The sequence below is a fragment of the Rhizobium sp. CG4 genome (assembly GCF_023701965.1).
In the GTDB taxonomy this organism is placed as follows: Bacteria; Pseudomonadota; Alphaproteobacteria; order Rhizobiales; family Rhizobiaceae; genus Agrobacterium.
This window is the reverse complement of record NZ_JABAEG010000002.1, coordinates 990,435-1,007,868: the sequence shown is the minus strand read 5'-3', so window position 1 is coordinate 1,007,868 and position 17,434 is coordinate 990,435. Positions and strand designations below refer to the sequence as shown.

The 17,434-nt window shown below is 54.8% G+C and carries 22 protein-coding genes; 15 read left to right on the top strand and 7 right to left on the bottom strand.

Features of this window, described 5'->3' with window-relative positions; translation table 11 throughout:
• Positions 1 to 54 precede the first annotated feature (54 nt).
• Positions 55 to 1,191, bottom strand: a complete 1,137-nt coding sequence (locus HGO37_RS10035; protein WP_250983177.1) for a DnaJ C-terminal domain-containing protein — start codon at positions 1,189 to 1,191, stop codon at positions 55 to 57.
• A gap of 204 nt (positions 1,192 to 1,395) precedes the next feature.
• On the bottom strand, positions 1,396 to 1,758 hold the full coding sequence (locus tag HGO37_RS10030; protein ID WP_371815226.1) for an RT0821/Lpp0805 family surface protein: 363 nt from the start codon (positions 1,756 to 1,758) through the stop codon (positions 1,396 to 1,398).
• Between the two features lie 148 nt (positions 1,759 to 1,906).
• Between HGO37_RS10030 and pdxH the strand changes: the two genes are divergently transcribed.
• Together pdxH and HGO37_RS10020 are read left to right on the top strand one after the other, a co-directional pair.
• On the top strand, positions 1,907 to 2,527 hold the full coding sequence (pdxH, locus tag HGO37_RS10025) for a pyridoxamine 5'-phosphate oxidase (protein ID WP_250983176.1): 621 nt from the start codon (positions 1,907 to 1,909) through the stop codon (positions 2,525 to 2,527).
• A 72-nt stretch (positions 2,528 to 2,599) separates the two neighbouring features.
• Positions 2,600 to 3,223: a hypothetical protein gene (locus tag HGO37_RS10020; protein WP_250983175.1), complete on the top strand. Its 624-nt coding sequence runs from the start codon at positions 2,600 to 2,602 to the stop codon at positions 3,221 to 3,223.
• A 23-nt stretch (positions 3,224 to 3,246) separates the two neighbouring features.
• Here HGO37_RS10020 and HGO37_RS10015 read toward each other — a convergent pair whose 3' ends face one another.
• The 3 genes from HGO37_RS10015 to HGO37_RS10005 all read right to left on the bottom strand — a co-directional run bounded on the left by HGO37_RS10015 (position 3,247) and on the right by HGO37_RS10005 (position 5,900).
• Positions 3,247 to 3,756 carry a GrpB family protein gene (locus HGO37_RS10015; protein WP_250983174.1) on the bottom strand — a complete coding sequence of 170 codons (510 nt, stop codon included), beginning with the start codon at positions 3,754 to 3,756 and terminating at the stop codon, positions 3,247 to 3,249.
• 6 nt (positions 3,757 to 3,762) lie between these two features.
• The gene (gene tldD / locus HGO37_RS10010; protein WP_250983173.1) at positions 3,763 to 5,178 is read right to left on the bottom strand and encodes a metalloprotease TldD; all 1,416 of its coding nucleotides are present in this window, start codon (positions 5,176 to 5,178) and stop codon (positions 3,763 to 3,765) included.
• A 173-nt stretch (positions 5,179 to 5,351) separates the two neighbouring features.
• Positions 5,352 to 5,900, bottom strand: a complete 549-nt coding sequence (locus HGO37_RS10005) for an invasion associated locus B family protein (protein ID WP_250983172.1) — start codon at positions 5,898 to 5,900, stop codon at positions 5,352 to 5,354.
• A gap of 108 nt (positions 5,901 to 6,008) precedes the next feature.
• Between HGO37_RS10005 and HGO37_RS10000 the strand changes: the two genes are divergently transcribed.
• From HGO37_RS10000 to HGO37_RS09945, 13 genes are all read left to right on the top strand, one after another.
• The gene (locus HGO37_RS10000) at positions 6,009 to 6,155 is read left to right on the top strand and encodes a hypothetical protein (protein WP_250983171.1); all 147 of its coding nucleotides are present in this window, start codon (positions 6,009 to 6,011) and stop codon (positions 6,153 to 6,155) included.
• A 67-nt stretch (positions 6,156 to 6,222) separates the two neighbouring features.
• A complete protein-coding gene (gene coxB / locus HGO37_RS09995; RefSeq protein ID WP_275640653.1) occupies positions 6,223 to 7,119 on the top strand; it encodes a cytochrome c oxidase subunit II in 897 nt (298 codons plus the stop codon).
• 16 nt (positions 7,120 to 7,135) lie between these two features.
• Positions 7,136 to 8,836 carry a cytochrome c oxidase subunit I gene (gene ctaD, locus HGO37_RS09990; RefSeq protein ID WP_250983170.1) on the top strand — a complete coding sequence of 567 codons (1,701 nt, stop codon included), beginning with the start codon at positions 7,136 to 7,138 and terminating at the stop codon, positions 8,834 to 8,836.
• A 74-nt stretch (positions 8,837 to 8,910) separates the two neighbouring features.
• Positions 8,911 to 9,864: a heme o synthase gene (cyoE, locus tag HGO37_RS09985; RefSeq protein WP_250983169.1), complete on the top strand. Its 954-nt coding sequence runs from the start codon at positions 8,911 to 8,913 to the stop codon at positions 9,862 to 9,864.
• Entirely contained in the window at positions 9,864 to 9,995 is a 132-nt protein-coding gene (locus HGO37_RS26635) for a cytochrome c oxidase system small membrane protein (protein WP_502941398.1), read from the top strand. The genes cyoE and HGO37_RS26635 overlap by 1 nt, the downstream gene beginning before the upstream one ends.
• A gap of 146 nt (positions 9,996 to 10,141) precedes the next feature.
• Entirely contained in the window at positions 10,142 to 10,747 is a 606-nt protein-coding gene (locus HGO37_RS09980) for a cytochrome c oxidase assembly protein (RefSeq protein WP_250983168.1), read from the top strand.
• A gap of 72 nt (positions 10,748 to 10,819) precedes the next feature.
• Positions 10,820 to 11,695, top strand: coding sequence for a cytochrome c oxidase subunit 3 (locus HGO37_RS09975; RefSeq protein ID WP_250983167.1), 876 nt, complete (start codon positions 10,820 to 10,822; stop codon positions 11,693 to 11,695).
• Positions 11,696 to 11,815: 120 nt separating this feature from the next.
• Positions 11,816 to 12,199 carry a DUF983 domain-containing protein gene (locus HGO37_RS09970; RefSeq protein WP_192487177.1) on the top strand — a complete coding sequence of 128 codons (384 nt, stop codon included), beginning with the start codon at positions 11,816 to 11,818 and terminating at the stop codon, positions 12,197 to 12,199.
• 7 nt (positions 12,200 to 12,206) lie between these two features.
• Entirely contained in the window at positions 12,207 to 12,944 is a 738-nt protein-coding gene (locus tag HGO37_RS09965) for an SURF1 family protein (protein ID WP_250983166.1), read from the top strand.
• Between the two features lie 29 nt (positions 12,945 to 12,973).
• Positions 12,974 to 14,026 (top strand): 4-hydroxy-3-methylbut-2-enyl diphosphate reductase, encoded by a 1,053-nt coding sequence (gene ispH, locus HGO37_RS09960; RefSeq protein WP_250983165.1) that lies wholly within the window; start codon positions 12,974 to 12,976, stop codon positions 14,024 to 14,026.
• Between the two features lie 18 nt (positions 14,027 to 14,044).
• Positions 14,045 to 15,013, top strand: a complete 969-nt coding sequence (locus tag HGO37_RS09955) for a homoserine kinase (RefSeq protein WP_192487180.1) — start codon at positions 14,045 to 14,047, stop codon at positions 15,011 to 15,013.
• Entirely contained in the window at positions 15,010 to 15,450 is a 441-nt protein-coding gene (gene rnhA / locus HGO37_RS09950) for a ribonuclease HI (RefSeq protein ID WP_192487181.1), read from the top strand. The genes HGO37_RS09955 and rnhA overlap by 4 nt, the downstream gene beginning before the upstream one ends.
• A 79-nt stretch (positions 15,451 to 15,529) precedes the next feature.
• A complete protein-coding gene (locus HGO37_RS09945; RefSeq protein WP_250983164.1) occupies positions 15,530 to 15,838 on the top strand; it encodes a Dabb family protein in 309 nt (102 codons plus the stop codon).
• Between the two features lie 95 nt (positions 15,839 to 15,933).
• Here HGO37_RS09945 and HGO37_RS09940 read toward each other — a convergent pair whose 3' ends face one another.
• Both HGO37_RS09940 and HGO37_RS09935 read right to left on the bottom strand, forming a co-directional pair.
• On the bottom strand, positions 15,934 to 16,419 hold the full coding sequence (locus HGO37_RS09940; protein ID WP_250983163.1) for a peroxiredoxin: 486 nt from the start codon (positions 16,417 to 16,419) through the stop codon (positions 15,934 to 15,936).
• Positions 16,420 to 16,508: 89 nt separating this feature from the next.
• The gene (locus HGO37_RS09935) at positions 16,509 to 17,339 is read right to left on the bottom strand and encodes a protein-disulfide reductase DsbD domain-containing protein (RefSeq protein ID WP_250983162.1); all 831 of its coding nucleotides are present in this window, start codon (positions 17,337 to 17,339) and stop codon (positions 16,509 to 16,511) included.
• Positions 17,340 to 17,434: the final 95 nt, after the last annotated feature.

Here is a 17,434-nt window from a genome sequence, read left to right as displayed (position 1 = left end):
CTCCTGTTAGGGAGTGTCACAAAGGGTGCTTGACCAACAGGTTTCGTGAAAATGTCACAAATAAAGGCCCTGACGCATATGGCGCATCAGGTCTGTTACCTTTTCGTCGGGCTTTTCCAGAAGCACGATGCGGATTTCCATTACCAGATCACCACGTTCGCCCTTGTCGTCGTAGAGACCTTTACCAGGAATGCGGATCGTCTGGTCGGAACCGGACCATGCCGGCACGGTGACGGAAATTTCGCCTTCGGGAGCCTGCAATGTAGTCTCACAACCGAGCACGGCATCCTGCAGCGACACCGAAAGAGGAGTGTGGATATCGTAGCCATTGATCCTGAAATTGTCGCTGCGTGCGGCAAGCAGGGTAATGGTTAGATCGCCGCGCTGCATGCCGGGGATCTTCAGGCCCTGACCCTTAAGCCGTACGATATGACCGTCGGTCATGCCAGGCTCAATCTGGAACCGGACCTCGCGTTCGTCGCTCAGCGTCAAGCTGACAGATTTCTTTTCCAGGAAATCGCTGACAGTCACAGTTGCTTCTGCGGTGATATCAGGCGCTTTTTCAATCACCTGGCTTGTGCCCGTCAGGCGCTTGAAAAGGGATGTGATGAAGGATCCGGCAGCAGCAATAGCCGCCGGTGTCTTGTCACCGGATCCATCGGTTTCGGAATAGGCCTGAGCCTCGTCTGATGTTGTGCCGTTGCCAGACGTGCCAGCCGTACCGGAAGCGCTGCTGTCGCTTGCAGAGGTTTTTGCCTGCTGCTGGCGCGCCTGCGCACCAAAAATCCGCTCCAGCATATCTTCCGGGGCTTCGGGTGCTGTCGCATCGGCAGGCTTGCCGGAGGCAGTGCCCTGCGGTTTGCGGGCTTCGGCCTTTGCCAATTCTTCCATCAGCTTTTCGGCAGCCTTTGCGCGTTCGGCGGCCTCACGGGCGGCTTCGCGCTGCTGCATGATGGTCTGCTCGCGGTGTTTTTGTGCCGCTGCCTTGCGCGCCTGATCATAGCGGTCACGCTTTTTGGGATCTTTCAGAACGTCATAGGCCTGCCCAACCTCGGCAAAACGCTGCGATGCATTGGGGTCATCCCGGTTCTGGTCGGGATGGATTGACTTGGCTTTGGAGCGCCACGCCGCCTTGATCTCGTCGGCGGGAGCATCACGTTTGACGCCAAGCACGGAATAAGGATCACGCATATGAACCACCGGTAACGCTTTTCCCTGTTCTTCTCATCATGAGAACGAGGGTGAAAATACACTTGCGGTAAGCTGGTCGCGATCATTCGCGCCCTCTTCCTGCTTAAACTGCACAAGACTTTGGCGACAAGTTGCTAATCAGACCTTTACGCGGGCGGTTCAGCCGGGTTCCCGGCGGGTTTTCGCGTGGATAAGGTAAATAGATTATTTCTGGTTGAAGCGGGTCATCAACCATTCGCCTGCTTCTGAAAGGCACGTTTGGCCCGAATAGCTGGCGATACCCTCATAGGAATGACGGGTGGTGTCGAAGTTGCGGCAAAGGAAGCCGGTGGAGTTGTCTTCGCGAATGGCGGTAATCACGCCAGCACTGCCGGTTGTGGTATTGGCCCAGGGAAGGGGAGAATTGGATAGTTTTGAAAGATCGGCTGACGTTACGGCATTGCGCACGGTAACATCGTCTGTCTGAACAGTGGGGCGGTTGCCACCGGACACGGAGGCCGTGGAAAGGCTGGTATCAGCCTTGTCGCCACCAAACAAGTTGAGGCTGCTGACACAGGATGTAAGCATCAAAACAGCCGACATGCTCAGGAAAACACCTGCGCCTGTTTGCAAGCTGCTCTTTGTTCGCCTGTTCGACTTTGCTATGACGTTCACCATCTTCATGCCGGAGATCATCTCCGGGTTTGCCAATCAGTTCAGGAGCTTTTTATTCAATATGTCTGAAAGTGGGTTAACAACCGGTGACTTCACCGAGGAAAACGAACCCTTTGCTCTTTTCGGGCAATGGCTGAACGACGCAACCGCGTCCGAGATCAACGATCCGAATGCGGTCGCATTGGCAACTGTCGATGAATACGGCATGCCGAGCGTCCGCATGGTTCTCCTCAAGGATTTTGATGAGCGAGGGTTCGTATTCTATACGAACTTCGAGAGCCGCAAGGGACTGGAAATTCTTGGCCAGAAAAAGGCAGCCATGTGTTTTCACTGGAAATCCTTGCGCCGACAGGTCCGTATCCGTGGCGACGTGGAAACTGTCAGCGACGAAGAAGCCGATGCGTACTACGCGTCCCGCCCACGTGGCAGCCGCATCGGCGCATGGGCGTCCAAGCAGTCGCGCCCGCTGGAAAGCCGGTTTGCGCTGGAAAAGGCCGTTGCCGAATATACCGTACGTTATGCGGTTGGAGACATTCCGCGCCCGCCGCATTGGTCCGGTTTCCGTATCCGCCCCGTTACCATCGAGTTTTGGCACGATCGTAATTTCCGCCTGCATGACCGGGTGGAATTCAGACGCGACACGGCAGAAGGTGACTGGAGCAAGGTACGCATGTACCCGTGAGCATCTGTCCGGTGCGTGGCGGATTGGTACCGCGCACCGGACACACAGTGTATCTTGATGATGAGTATTTGCGTGTTGTCCAAGACGAAATCGTTTCAGTCCGGGCTGTTTGCCCGTGTAATAAAAGCCGCCCGTATTCCGGCCCTGGCATTGTGTTCCGTGGTGGCTTTGACACTCAGTGGTTCTGCGCATGCCATGGACGACGTGGCCTTGAAAGCGGCGATGGCGTCGTTTGGCGAAGCGGCGCAAGCGCAGCGGCTGGAGAATGAGATTGCCGGTTACGTAAAATCAGGTGACCTCGAAAAGCTCACGCAATTGGCTGAAGACATTCAGGCCAAGGATGGAGAATTTCTCAATATTCTGACGCTGATCGTCGAACAGCAGGAACAGGATGTCAGCGAAGAGCTGGCGCTGATGGCGGTTGATCCACACCAGGTTGCTTTGCAAATGGGGCCATGTCACCACGCCAATATTGCCATCCGCTCCTTGGCGCTGATGATCGCTGATGGCGCCGAACCCACCATCAGAAATGATGTCGTCATGGTTGATGGCACGCAGCTCGATAATGTCTTTGCTGAAACCATCAATCGCTGTGAGCGTATCAAGGGATTGCCGCAGCGTGTGCCGCAGATCGGCTCATTATGTATGATGACCGGTAACTGCTCCGATGATCCGGACCTCTCACCGCAGCCCTGATACATCTGCCTTGGCATTATCTTTTACAAATCGCGCACAGCTGCGTCGATGATTGTGTTGATGAAGTCGGTCTTGGCGCGCGTATAGGCATCGCCGTCATATTCATACCGCTGTACCAGTTGCAGTTTTAACCGCTGGTACTGCAGAGCTAGATCACTGTTCTCGCGCAGCCTGTCCCTGAACAGAACACGGCGGGTATGGGTCAAACTATCAGGCGGACATACATAAAGACGCTGATGGGGCAGGGCGCCGCGACGCAAGAAGGCCCAGACGCCGTCGCCATAACGGCTGCCGCGCGGTTCATAACCAGCATCTTCCAGAGCGGCTCGGCAAAAATCCATCTCAGTGAGGTCACCAAGGATGATGTCTACATCGATACAGGGCTTGGCAGACAGGCCAACAACGGCGGTGCTGCCAATATGCTCGATATCAAGGGATTTGCCCGGCAGAAGGAGCTGTAGGTCCTGCCGGATTTTTTCAAATTCGAGTGGCCATGAGGCATCATAGGAAACGATTTCAACCTTCGTTCCCATGAGGGTTTAAGCCTGTGTGCCGCCGACGGTGACCTGATCCATGCGCAGGTGCGGCTGGCCAACCCCAACCGGCACCCACTGGCCTGCCTTGCCACAGTTGCCAATGCCGGTGTCGAGTTTCATGTCGTTACCAACCATAGAGATGCGCTTCATGGCATCCGGGCCGTTGCCGATCAGCATTGCGCCCTTTACCGGCGCACCGATCTTGCCGTTTTCGATCAGATAGGCTTCGGTGCAGCCGAACACGAACTTGCCGGAGGTGATGTCCACCTGACCACCACCGAAGGATACGGCATAAATGCCTTTCTTGACCGAAGCGATAATTTCTTCCGGCGTCTTGTTGCCGCCCAGCATGTAGGTGTTGGTCATGCGGGGCATTGGTACATGTGAATAACCCTGCCGTCTGCCGTTGCCCGTCGGCGTCATGCCCATCAGGCGGGCATTCTGGCGGTCCTGCATGTAGCCGACCAGTTTGCCATTTTCGATCAGGACATTGTAAGCAGACGGTGTGCCTTCATCATCGATGGTGATGGAGCCGCGACGGTTATCGATGGTGCCATCGTCAACCACGGTCACATCAGGTGCCGCAACCATCTCGCCCAGCAAACCTGCAAAGGCTGAGGTTTTTTTGCGGTTGAAGTCACCCTCAAGGCCGTGACCAACCGCCTCATGCAACATCACACCCGGCCAGCCGGAACCCAACACGACATCCATGGTGCCGGCGGGCGCATCGATGGCGCTCAGATTAACCAGTGCCTGACGCAACGCCTCGTCGGCGCCGCGTTGCCAGTTGTCTGTCGCGATAAAATCACCAAAGCCGACACGTCCGCCCGACCCGAAGGAGCCGCTTTCCTGACGGTCGCCGTCTCCGGCAATAACGGAGATGTTGATACGGGTCATCGGGCGAATGTCGCTGACACGGTGACCGTCTGCACGCAAAATATCAACGATCTGCCAGCTTGCCGAAACCGATGCCGTCACCTGACGGACTTTCGGATCCTTGTCGCGAAGATAGGTGTCGATATCCTGCAGCAGCTTCACTTTTTCTTCGAAACTTGGTGAACCGATCGGGTTCTCGTCACCGTAAAGCTTGCGGTTTGTTCCCTGTGGAGCGGCAGCGTAAGAACCGGAATAACCCTTCGTTACGGCAGAAACAGCATCCGCCGCACGTTTGAATGCGCCTTCAGACAACTCACCGGCATGGGCGTAACCGACAGTCTCGCCGGCCACGGCGCGCAGGCCAAATCCCTGGTCGGTGTTGAAGCTGCCGCCCTTCAGGCGACCATTGTCGAAGGTCAGTGATTCCGCCTGCGCATGTTCGATAAACAGTTCACCGTCATCCGCTCCCGAAAGAGCATCTGCCACAAGCGCGCGCATCTTTGCTTCGTCGCAATCAAACAGGGACAGAAGATCTTTCGTCATCACATGCTCCATCGGTTTGCCGTGGTTTCTGTCACTAGCGGACCTAATCCCTGATAGTGCAGACCATAGCGTAAAATTATGAAGGGCGTCCGCCGGGTCTGCGAACGCCCTCAAGGTATGATGTAGGCTCTGGTGGTCGCTGGCGCAAGCAGGCCAGCGGTCAGGCAATCTGGTTAGGGGAGTGCGTCGTACCCTTCGGAAAAGCCGGAAAGTTCGATCGGAATACCAACGCGATCCTGATCAACCGATTCCCGCAGCGCAAAAACGGCTGCCTTACCGGCACGCAACACCTTCATCAGCTCGTCGTCAATGTCCACTTCCACGTAGCAACCTTCAGAGAAACAACGTGTGAAATAAGCGCGGCCGATATTGTTGTTGTCGACATAAAGTTCCATCCCGTCCTTCAGCAGCACGCCAAGCGGCGCCAGAATGCGCAGGATGCGGGATTTACGGTCAGCGGTCTTTAGCACGACAACGGAGAGACCAACTTCGGGCCTGTCATCCGCGATCACGTTTTGCATCAGCGCACACTGCTCTTCAGACGCACCAGCCGGCTTGTCGCAAATCACCGACCACGATCCATGGTTGGAACGCGCCATGCCCGGAGCGGGTGGCTGGCCGGGTGCAGGCTGCGGTTGCTGTGCCATGACCGATGCTGTCGGCATGATGATCGCTAGTACCGCGGCTGCAAGCACAGTGCGGGCAAACGGGGTGAAACCCATGAGTACCTCTGGAATTCGAATCAATGCGGCTATTTTGCCCTTCGCTCAAGGAAATGAAAGCCTTAATCCTTCAATTCCAGTTGAGTGCGGCGGAAATTGGACTTCCCCGTGAAATCTTCAAACAAGCCTGATATGCCAGCTAGTTCATGTTTTTTAGATATAAACGATGAAAAACATTCTGAAATTGATGAATGCCAAAAAGCCGCACCCGCTTTCGATTGCGGATATTGCGGCGGCGTGCAAACTATGGTTTGAGTTTATTCTATAGCATGGATTCTGCGTTTGAGTTTGAGATGGATCAAACGCGTGAGGGAGAGATACCGTGATTAACAGAATTTACGTGGCGCTGGGGGCATTTTTCTGTCTGCTCACGGCTGGCGGCGCCCATGCCGACCAGCCGGTACATTGGCAAATGGGGATGCAGGAAGCTGCCACAATTATTATGCACGACATTCGTGCGTTTGAGCAGTACACCCTGTGGTTCATTGTGCCGGTTACGCTTTTTGTGCTTGCGCTGCTGATCCTGGTGGCAATCAAGTTTCGTGCAGCCGCCAATCCGGTTGCATCCAAGACCAGCCATAACACGGCAATTGAGGTCGTCTGGACACTGGCGCCAGTTCTGATCCTGCTGTTCTTGGCTTTCCCGTCTTTCAAGCTGTTGAATGCACAGCTTATTCAGCCGGAAAATCCGGACCTGACATTGAAGGCGACTGCGACGCAGTGGCTGTGGAGCTATGAATATGCGGCGGCTGAGGGGGCCGAACCCGTGTCTTTCGATAGCTACATGCTCAAGGAAGAAGATAGAGACGCCGCCGGCAAGACCGACAAGGCTGTTTATCCGCGCCTTCTGGCTGTCGATAATGAACTGGTCGTTCCGGTTGGCAAGACCGTTCGCCTTCTGGTGACGGCTGCTCCGACAGATGTTATCCATTCTTTTGCAATGCCAGCCTTCGGTATCAAGATCGATGCCGTACCGGGCCGTCTGAACGAAACATGGTTCAAGGCTGACCGTGAAGGTCTTTATTATGGTCAATGTTCCGAGCTTTGCGGCAAGGATCATGCTTTCATGCCAATCGCCATACGAGTGGTTTCCGAAGATCAGTACAATAGCTGGCATGCCGCCGCAGGCTCTGACCTGGGCGCAGCCAACAAGGCACTGACTGCTTCTGTCGAGGGTGGGGTAAGCACCGTCGAAGTGGCTGGAAACGAAACCAAGTAAAGGTAGGGTGAGGCAAATGGCTGGACATTCCGCACACGACGACCATCACTCTCATGGTCATTCCGCTCACAACGAGCACGTGCATGACGAACATCATGCACATACACCGGGCTTTTTCGCCCGCTGGTTCTTGTCGACGAACCACAAGGACATCGGCACTCTCTACCTGATTTTCGCGATCATCGCGGGTATCGTCGGTGGCGGCCTTTCGGTTGTCATGCGTATGGAGTTGCAGGAGCCTGGCATTCAGATTTTCCACGGTCTTGCGGCCATGGTTTATGGTTTTGAAGGCGATGCCGCTATCGATGGCGGCAAGCACATGTTCAACGTGTTCACCACTGCACACGCCCTCATCATGATCTTCTTCATGGTGATGCCGGCGTTGATCGGTGGTTTTGCCAACTGGATGGTGCCGATCATGATCGGTGCGCCTGACATGGCTTTCCCGCGTCTGAACAATATTTCGTTCTGGCTCATCGTTCCGGCATTCATTCTGCTTATCCTGTCGCTTTTCGTGGAAGGACCAGCAGGTGCTTATGGTGTCGGTGGCGGCTGGACGCTTTATCCGCCACTGTCGACAACCGGCATGCCGGGACCGGCGGTTGACCTTGCGATCTTTGCGCTTCACGTTTCAGGCGCGTCTTCGATCCTGGGTGCGATCAACTTCATCACCACCATTCTCAACATGCGTGCGCCGGGCATGACCCTGCACAAAATGCCGCTGTTTGCATGGTCGGTTCTGGTAACTGCGTTCCTGCTCTTGCTCTCCATGCCTGTTCTGGCTGGTGGCATCACAATGCTGCTGACTGACCGTAACTTCGGCACTGCATTCTTTTCGCCGGAAGGCGGCGGTGACCCGATTCTCTACCAGCACCTGTTCTGGTTCTTCGGTCATCCGGAAGTGTACATTCTGATCCTGCCTGCTTTCGGCATCGTCAGCCACATCGTTTCCACGTTCTCGAAGAAGCCGGTATTCGGTTACCTTGGCATGGCTTACGCTATGGTCGCCATCGGCGCCGTCGGCTTCATCGTTTGGGCCCACCACATGTATACGGTTGGCCTGTCGCTGGAAGCACAGCGTTACTTCGTGTTCGCCACGATGGTTATCGCTGTTCCGACCGGTATCAAGATATTCTCGTGGATTGCAACGATGTGGGGTGGCTCACTCAGCTTCCGCACACCGATGATCTGGGCTATAGGCTTCATCTTCCTGTTCACGGTTGGTGGCGTCACGGGCGTACAGCTCGCCAATGCCGGTCTCGACCGTTCGCTGCATGACACCTATTACGTGGTTGCACACTTCCACTACGTGCTGTCACTGGGTGCGGTGTTTGCGATCTTTGCAGGCTGGTACTATTGGTTCCCGAAGATCACCGGTTATATGTACAGCGAAACCATTGGTAACATTCACTTCTGGGTCATGTTCGTGGGCGTGAACCTGGTGTTCTTCCCGCAGCACTTCCTCGGTCTTGCAGGCATGCCACGTCGTTACATCGACTATCCGGATGCCTATGCCGGCTGGAACATGGTGTCGTCCTACGGTTCTTATATTTCCGCAGTGGCTGTTCTCATCTTCCTTTACGGTGTATGGGAAGCGTTGGCGAGGAAGCGTGTTGCGGGTGATAATCCGTGGGGCGAGGGTGCAACCACCCTTGAATGGCAGCTTTCGTCTCCGCCTCCATACCACCAGTGGGAACAGCTTCCGCGCATTCGCTAAGGCGAAATGACGTTGGTACAAGGATATCGCGCCGATGCGCGCGGTATCCTGATTGAATCAGGATTAAGTTTGAAATGACTGTTATCGACAATCACGACGTATTGGATGCGAAAGGCTCTGGTCTGTCAGAAGCCGGTGCGCGTGATTATTTCGAATTGCTCAAGCCACGCGTTATGTCGCTTGTCGTATTCACAGCATTTGCCGGTCTTATCGTGGCGCCAGGCAGCCTTAACCCGGTACTCGGCTTCATTGCCATTCTGTGTATTGCGGTTGGCGCAGGTGCCTCCGGCGCGCTGAACATGTGGTATGATGCTGATATTGATGCGGTGATGACCCGTACGGCAAATCGTCCGGTGCCTTCCGGTCGCGTTGCGCCCGGCGAAGCGCTGGCATTCGGCCTTACGCTATCGGCATTCTCGGTGATGATCCTCGGGCTGGCGCTGAACTGGCTTGCTGCAGGCATCCTTGCCTTCACCATTTTCTTCTACGCCGTGGTTTACACCATGTGGCTGAAGCGCTCGACACCGCAGAACATCGTGATCGGTGGGGCGGCCGGTGCTTTCCCGCCAATGATCGGTTGGGCCTGTGTAACCGGCGACGTGACGCTGAACAGCGTTCTCCTGTTCCTTATCATCTTCCTCTGGACGCCTGCGCATTTCTGGGCGCTGGCCCTTTTCAAGATGAAAGATTACGGTTCCGTCGGTATCCCGATGATGCCGAATGTAGCGGGCGAAGCTTCCACCAAGAACCAGATGCTGGCCTATACTTTGCTGACCTCTGCGGTCGCTGTCGCGCCATCATTTACCGGTCTTGCGGGCGTTGGTTACGGCATTTTCGCGGCCGTACTCAGTGTGATCTTCATCTACTTCTCTCTAACCGTGCTGCGTATGCCGGAAGGAGATGAAAAGATGGTTCCTGCGAAAAAGATGTTCGCCTACTCGATCTTTTACCTGTTCGCGATCTTCTCTGGACTTCTGGCCGATCACTTCGTGCCATCATTCCAGACGTTAAGGGCGGGGTGGGCCTAATGGAAACAGTAAAACCAAGCGAAGCAGAAAAGAAATCCAGACGTGGAAGAAACATCGCGCTTGGCCTTGTATTGGCGGCGTTGGTGGTCCTTTTCTACGTCATTACGATCATCAAGATCGGATCGCACTAGAGCATGTCGCGCAATACTGCGTTGCAGTCACCTCTGACGCGACAATGCGGAGAGAAATGGCGGGGAGTGCAGAGATTGCATCTTAAAGGTCGTTACAAGCCCGGAATTTTTCGAAGCGCGTAACGAAAAAAGGGAGGAGGAGCGAAATGACAACGGCAAATGTAGGACCTGCAAAACGCACAGGGAACGGCACAATTCTGGTGCTGTGCCTGGTATTCGTGTGTGGCATGGTCGGCATGGCCTATGCCGCCGTCCCTCTCTATCGCCTTTTTTGTCAGGTCACCGGTTATAACGGCACCACGCAACGCGTAGAGCAGTACTCCGAGACCATTCTTGATCGCACCGTAAAGGTGACGTTCGATTCCAACACATCCAATGGCCTGAACTGGGACTTCCGTCCGGTACAACGCTCAATCGATCCTAAGATCGGTGAGACGGTCGAGGTTCGCTTCAAGGCGACCAACCGGTCTACGGTCCCGACCACGGGCACAGCTGTCTTTAACGTGACGCCGATGGAAGCGGGCGCCTATTTCAACAAGGTTGAATGTTTCTGCTTTACGGAAACCACCTTGCAGCCGGGCGAAACGCTGGAAATGCCTGTGGTGTTTTTTGTCGATCCGGATATCGTCAAGACGCGCGAAACAAAAGACATACACACAATGACTTTGTCCTATACTTTCTATCCGTCAAAGACGGACAAGCCGGTGGCAGCGCTGCCGGTGAAAACAGAAGGTCAGGAACAGAAACTTTGAGAGAGGGAATCGCACGCTCTGATCGGGAGGGTGTGATTTTGGGAAAGCAGTCAATTCGGGGAATTGTCGGATATGGCAGACACGCACGAAAAGAAACATGACTACCACATTATAGATCCAAGCCCCTGGCCACTTCTGGCTGCTGTTGGTGCATTTGTGCTGACCTTTGGTGGCGTCTGTTATATGCGCTACCTCTCGGGTAGCTCGATGAAGCTGTTTGGTCTGGAAATGGCCAATCCTTGGCTGTTCTACATCGGCCTCGCGCTGGTGCTGTACGTCATGTACGCCTGGTGGGCAGACACCGTGAAAGAAGCGCATGAAGGGCACCACACCCGTGTTGTGTCGCTGCATCTTCGTTACGGCATGATCATGTTCATTGCCTCGGAAGTCATGTTCTTCGTGGCATGGTTCTGGGCTTACTTCGACGCCAGCCTTTACCCGCATGAGGCAATTCAGGCTTCGCGCCTTGAATATACCGGCGGTCAATGGCCACCCAAGGGCATCGAGGTGATCGATCCATGGCATCTGCCACTGTACAACACCGTTATCCTGCTGTTGTCGGGTACCTGTGTAACCTGGGCACACCATGCGATCCTGCACAATGATCGCAAGGGGCTGATCAACGGTCTGGCGCTCACGGTTGCGCTTGGCGTATTGTTCTCGTCCGTGCAGATCTATGAGTACATGCACGCGCCGTTCGACTTCAAGAATTCTATCTACGGCGCCACCTTCTTTATGGCGACCGGCTTCCACGGCTTCCACGTTTTCGTCGGTACCGTGTTCCTGCTGGTCTGCATGTTCCGTGCTATAGCCGGGGACTTTACGGCGAAACAACACTTTGGTCTCGAAGCGGCCGCCTGGTACTGGCACTTCGTTGACGTGGTTTGGCTGTTCCTGTTCTTCGCAATCTATATCTGGGGCGGTTGGGGCGCACCGGTTCACGGTTGATCGCCAAACAACAGACAATGTCGGGCGGCAGCAATGCCGCCCTTTCTTTTTGCCTGCCCTGAAGCATGTTGCCGTTAAACATGCTTTAGTGCGGGAATACGTGGAGACAGAGGAAAAGCCATGCAGGATGACAGCGCCCTTTATCCACCGGTTGATCCGGTTAAGTGTGGCTTGAAGGGGCATTGCCCGCGCTGCGGGCAGGGGAAACTGTTTGATGGTCTTCTCAAGGTAAAACCAGAGTGTTCAGCCTGCGGGCTTGATTATTCTTTTGCCGATGCGGGTGATGGGCCGGCCGTGTTTGTCATGCTGATCGTCGGTTTTCTGATTGTCGGTCTGGCGCTTTGGCTTGAGACGACCTTTGAACCACCCGTCTGGGTTCACGCCCTGATATGGTTGCCACTGACGGTCATTGTGTCCCTTACCCTGTTGCGCGTTCTGAAAGGCATCATGATTGCCCTGCAATATAGAAACAACGCCAGTGAAGGCCGCATAGATCGTGGCTGACATCAACATGACAACAGTTGGAAGAACACGGAAATTGGTCGCTGGCTTGAGCGCCTTGGTCGCTCTGGCAATCCTGTTGGGGCTTGGTACATGGCAGGTACAACGCCTGCACTGGAAAGAGGCGCTGCTGCAGGACATCGATACCCGCCGCACCGCCGCACCGCTGACGCTTGCACAAGCCGAGCAGATGCTCGGCAAACAACCGCTGGAATATCGCCGGGTGAAGGTGCAGGGTTTGTTTGACCACACCCGTGAACGTCACTTCTTTGCCACCCATCGTGGGCAGACCGGGTATTACATCTACACGCCGTTGCGACTGGAGGATGATCGCTTCATTTTCATCAACCGCGGTTTCGTGCCCTATGAGTTGAAGGAACCGGCAACACGGCTCGCCGGAGAAATAATGAGCGGCCCTGTCGTTATTGAAGGACTGCTGCGCGAGAAGCTGACGGAAAAGCCTTCCTCGATGGTTCCGGAAAACGATCTCGCCAAGAATATCTTCTACTGGAAAGATTTTGACGCAATGGTGAACAGTGCCGGTCTTGATCCGGCCACGGTCGTGGGCTTTTTTGTCGACGCCAACGATGCGCCGAACCCAGGTGGCTGGCCGCAAGGTGGCGTAACGCTCATCGATTTGCCAAACAATCATCTGCAATATGCGATAACATGGTACGGACTGGCCGCTGCCCTTGTCATCGTCGCCGGATTTGCCTATTTCCGGGGAACTAAAGGTAAACCCGGGTAGCAACTTTACCGGCTCGCCAAGGAGAAGGAATGAACACCATCGTTTCCAAGTCGCCCCTGACGATTCGGCTCTGTGGGCCGCGCGGTTTTTGTGCAGGCGTGGACCGGGCCATTCAGATCGTCGTTCTGGCGCTGAAAGCCTATGGTGCTCCCGTTTATGTCCGCCACGAAATCGTTCACAACCGCTACGTGGTTGAGGGGCTTGAGGCCAAGGGCGCGATCTTCGTCGAGGAACTGAACGAGATTCCACCTGAACACCGTGAGCAGCCGGTGGTGTTTTCGGCCCATGGTGTGCCGAAGTCGGTGCCTGAAGATGCGCAGGCCCGTAACCTGTTTTATCTCGATGCAACATGCCCGCTGGTTTCCAAGGTGCACAAGCAGGCCATGCGCCACCAGCGTTTGGGTCGCCACGTCGTGTTGATTGGCCATGCCGGTCACCCGGAGGTCATCGGTACCATGGGTCAATTGCCTGATGGGACCGTGTCGCTTGTCGAAACCATTGAGGATGCAGCAGTCTATGAACCGGCCGATTCCGAAAATCTCGGTTTCGTCACGCAGACCACGCTTTCTGTGGATGATACGGCCGGCGTTATTGCCAAGCTGCAGGAACGTTTCCCGTCCATCCAATCGCCTGCGGCTGACAGTATTTGTTACGCAACGACCAATCGCCAGGAAGCGGTCAAGCAGGCTGCTCCCGGTTGTGATCTGTTCATCGTGGTCGGTGCACCCAACTCTTCCAATTCCAAGCGCCTCGTCGAAGTGGCCTTGAGGGCAGGTGCAACGCGCTCCGTTCTGGTGCAGCGCGCCTCGGAAATCGATTGGGACGTGATTGGCGATATCCGCACGGTTGGCCTGTCGGCGGGTGCCTCCGCCCCGGAAGTGATCGTTGACGAGATTATCAGCGCATTCCGCGAGCGTTACGACACGACACTGGATCTGGCTGTGACTGTTGAAGAAACCGAGCATTTCCTTGTCAACAGAGAGCTGCGCAGCATTGAATTGACCACTGCCGATATGGCATTCGTAAATGGCGATTCACGCGACATCATGCCTGCAAAATCCATCTTTGCTGCAAACCTCTGATATTTAAGAGACTTCAAATTGGCAGTTTACACCGATATCACCGAAGACGACCTCAAGAGCTTTCTGGAAGCCTATGATGCGGGGGAATTGACCTCCTACAAAGGCATTGCCGAAGGTGTAGAGAACACCAATTTTCTGCTTCACACCACCAAGTCGCCGCTGATCCTGACGTTATATGAAAAGCGGGTGGAAAAGTCGGACCTGCCGTTTTTCCTTGGCCTCATGCACCATCTGGCAGACAAGGGACTTTCCTGCCCGCTGCCGCTGCCCCGCAAGGATGGCGAGTTGCTGGGCGAACTTTCGGGCCGTCCGGCCGCCCTGATATCCTTCCTGGAAGGCATGTGGCTGCGCAAACCGGAAGCCAAGCATTGCCGCGAAGTCGGCAAGGCTCTGGCGGCCATGCACCTCGCGGGCGAAGGTTTCGAGATCAAGCGACCAAACGCGCTGTCCGTTGAAGGCTGGAAAGTTCTCTGGGAAAAATCCCGTGAACGCGCTGACGAAGTTGAAAAAGGCCTGCAGCAGGAAATCCAGCCGGAAATCGATTTTCTGGCAGCCAACTGGCCGAAGGATTTGCCGGCCGGCGTCATTCACGCCGATCTGTTTCAGGATAACGTGTTTTTCCTGGGCGACGAACTGTCTGGCCTGATCGATTTCTATTTCGCCTGCAATGACTTCCTCGCTTATGACGTTTCCATCTGCCTCAACGCTTGGTGCTTTGAAAAGGATGGCGCTTATAACGTCACCAAGGGCAAGGCGTTGCTGGAAGGTTACCAGTCCGTGCGTCCACTGAACGCTGAAGAGCTGAACGCACTGCCGTTGCTGGCGCGTGGTTCTGCACTTCGCTTCTTCCTGACCCGCCTCTACGACTGGCTGACAACGCCGGAAGGGGCTTTGGTGGTCAAGAAAGACCCGATTGAATATCTGCGAAAGCTGCGCTTCCACCGGTCCATCAACGACGTGGCCGAGTATGGATTGGCCAGCGAATGAAACACGTCGATATTTTTACTGATGGCGCCTGTTCGGGAAATCCAGGACCGGGTGGCTGGGGCGCTGTTTTGCGTTACGGCGAAATCGAAAAGGACATGTGCGGCGGCGAGGCGGAAACGACCAACAACCGTATGGAGCTGATGGCGGCAATTCAGGCGCTTAACGCCCTGAAATCGCCCTGCGAAGTGGATCTCTATACCGACAGCTCGTATGTTAAGGACGGTATTACCAAATGGATTTTCGGCTGGAAGAAAAAAGGCTGGAAAACCGCCGATAATAAGCCGGTGAAAAACGTCGAGCTATGGCAGGCACTGGAAGAAGCGCGTGACCGGCACAAGGTGACGCTGCACTGGGTCAAAGGTCATGCCGGACACCCGGAAAACGAACGTGCCGACGAACTGGCGCGCAAGGGCATGGAGCCATTCAAGACACGGTGACGCCAAACGGCGTCTGATTTAACCTTGCCAAAGCCTCATCTCTACCTATCTTGTCGTCAAATAACAGGAGAGGTCATTTATGATTCAACATTGCGTATTTCTGCGTTTGAAAGCCTCGACCACGGCTGATCAAAAGCAGGCAATTTATGATGCCATTGCGGCCTTGAAAGATGTTGTCCCCGGTATTCTCGATATCAAGTTCGGACAAAATGTATCGCCGGAAGGCTTGAACGGCGGCTTTCTGGACGGGTTTATCGTGACACTGGAAAGCATCGAAGCCCGTGATGCCTACCTCACCCACCCGCAACATGTTGAAGTCGGCGATGAAATCATCGCATTGACCGACGGCGGACTGGCGGGAGTTCTCGTCTACGACATGCTGATCTGAGCGACACGCGCGCCTGCTGCGCGATATCGCATCGTATAACAAAAAGGGCACATTCCAGCTGGAATGTGCCCTGATTTTTTGTCTGATTGTTCAGATCAAAGCTGTTCAATCATCGTTGCCGCGGAGGAAACCGTGGCCTGGCCTGGGTTTTCCTCGACGTTCAGAGACTTCACGACGCCATCATCGACCAGCATGGAGTAGCGCTTGGAGCGAACGCCAAGGCCGCCACCAGACAGATCTGCATCCAGACCAAGTGCCTTTGTGAAAGAAGCATCCCAGTCAGCCAGGAAGTGGATCTTGCCGAGGCCACCGGAAGACTGCGCCCACGCACCCATGACATGCCAGTCATTAACCGCAACGACAGCAATATCGTCAACGCCGCGTGCGAGAATGGCATCGCGATTTTCAAGATAGCCAGGAAGGTGGTTGAGAGAGCAGGTCGGCGTAAACGCGCCCGGAACGGCGAAAACAACAACCTTCTTACCCTTGAAAAGGTCTTCTGTGGTGGTTTCTACCGCGCCATCCGCTGTTTTTTCCTTGAAGGTGGCCGAAGGCAGCTTGTCACCAATTGCAATGGTCATTGAATGCTCCTGTTGAATAAATGGAAATGACTGAAAGATTTTCCGCGGGCACCGTAGAGGCTAAATCGGTCCGTGAAAAATGAATTTTGTTAAAACTGAAGCGGGCTTTCGATTGCCTTGCCACCGGCCTTTATCAGAACACGCCAATTGCTACCCGGCATGCGGAAGCGTTTGGGCAGTCCGCTCACATCCATATCGAAAACGGCGTGTCGTCCCGTCTTCTTGATATTGGAGGGGCTGGAGAATGCGTAGCCATTCGGCCCTGTCAGATAGACCTCGAATGTCTCGCCAGCTCCCTCGGGTAGCCGGACGTCGAAAGTGACCGTATTGTCGCGTTTGTGGGCGTAGGATGCGACCTTGAAGTTGTCGTCGGGTTGCTGAGGCAGTTTTTTGTATGCGGTTTCAATGATCTGGCGTTCATCCAAGGTTGCTTTGGAAGACCTGCCTACGTTGATTTCGAACTCGGCCTGAAACGGTATGCAGATATTCTGGCAGACGCCGATAAAAGCAGATAGCTTGGCAGAGATTTCTTTCGAGGGGTCGAACGCGCCAAGTTTGAAGGGCAACAACACGGACTGATCATAGCCGATATCGCGCATCTCGCCGTTCATGATGAGTTTCGGAACCGGAAAAACAAGCGATTGAACGGTGACGCCACTGTCCGGTGAACTGGCTTCAATATGCGGCGGAATACCTGCTTCGCCCGGCTCACGCCAATAGGTGATCCATCCCGGCTTGAGTTCGATTTCCAGTCCGGCTTGAAGCATGCCATGTTGGTCGACATCCAGTGTCACCACACGCATGCGGCCGCCTTCGCTTTCCGCCCATTCGGTCACAGTTGCGTTGCCGGAAGTTGCTGTTCCAAAGACGCTGAGGCTGGCAAATATGGACAGGGCTTGAAGTGATCTGGAAATACGCATGGGTTCTTATTTACTCCAGCTGCCAGCGCTCTGCCACTTCATATCAAAAAAATTCAATCATTTTCAGTTGATTGATTGGCCACAATACCGCATCC

Coding starts and splice junctions, on each gene's coding strand:
- HGO37_RS10035 (WP_250983177.1), bottom strand. CDS start 1,191: ATGCGTGATCCTTATTCCGTGCTTGGCGTCAAACGTGATGCTCCCGCC.
- HGO37_RS10030 (WP_371815226.1), bottom strand. CDS start 1,758: ATGCTTACATCCTGTGTCAGCAGCCTCAACTTGTTTGGTGGCGACAAG.
- pdxH (WP_250983176.1), top strand. CDS start 1,907: ATGTCTGAAAGTGGGTTAACAACCGGTGACTTCACCGAGGAAAACGAA.
- HGO37_RS10015 (WP_250983174.1), bottom strand. CDS start 3,756: ATGGGAACGAAGGTTGAAATCGTTTCCTATGATGCCTCATGGCCACTC.
- tldD (WP_250983173.1), bottom strand. CDS start 5,178: ATGACGAAAGATCTTCTGTCCCTGTTTGATTGCGACGAAGCAAAGATG.
- HGO37_RS10005 (WP_250983172.1), bottom strand. CDS start 5,900: ATGGGTTTCACCCCGTTTGCCCGCACTGTGCTTGCAGCCGCGGTACTA.
- ctaD (WP_250983170.1), top strand. CDS start 7,136: ATGGCTGGACATTCCGCACACGACGACCATCACTCTCATGGTCATTCC.
- cyoE (WP_250983169.1), top strand. CDS start 8,911: ATGACTGTTATCGACAATCACGACGTATTGGATGCGAAAGGCTCTGGT.
- HGO37_RS26635 (WP_502941398.1), top strand. CDS start 9,864: ATGGAAACAGTAAAACCAAGCGAAGCAGAAAAGAAATCCAGACGTGGA.
- HGO37_RS09980 (WP_250983168.1), top strand. CDS start 10,142: ATGACAACGGCAAATGTAGGACCTGCAAAACGCACAGGGAACGGCACA.
- HGO37_RS09975 (WP_250983167.1), top strand. CDS start 10,820: ATGGCAGACACGCACGAAAAGAAACATGACTACCACATTATAGATCCA.
- HGO37_RS09970 (WP_192487177.1), top strand. CDS start 11,816: ATGCAGGATGACAGCGCCCTTTATCCACCGGTTGATCCGGTTAAGTGT.
- HGO37_RS09965 (WP_250983166.1), top strand. CDS start 12,207: ATGACAACAGTTGGAAGAACACGGAAATTGGTCGCTGGCTTGAGCGCC.
- ispH (WP_250983165.1), top strand. CDS start 12,974: ATGAACACCATCGTTTCCAAGTCGCCCCTGACGATTCGGCTCTGTGGG.
- rnhA (WP_192487181.1), top strand. CDS start 15,010: ATGAAACACGTCGATATTTTTACTGATGGCGCCTGTTCGGGAAATCCA.
- HGO37_RS09945 (WP_250983164.1), top strand. CDS start 15,530: ATGATTCAACATTGCGTATTTCTGCGTTTGAAAGCCTCGACCACGGCT.
- HGO37_RS09940 (WP_250983163.1), bottom strand. CDS start 16,419: ATGACCATTGCAATTGGTGACAAGCTGCCTTCGGCCACCTTCAAGGAA.
- HGO37_RS09935 (WP_250983162.1), bottom strand. CDS start 17,339: ATGCGTATTTCCAGATCACTTCAAGCCCTGTCCATATTTGCCAGCCTC.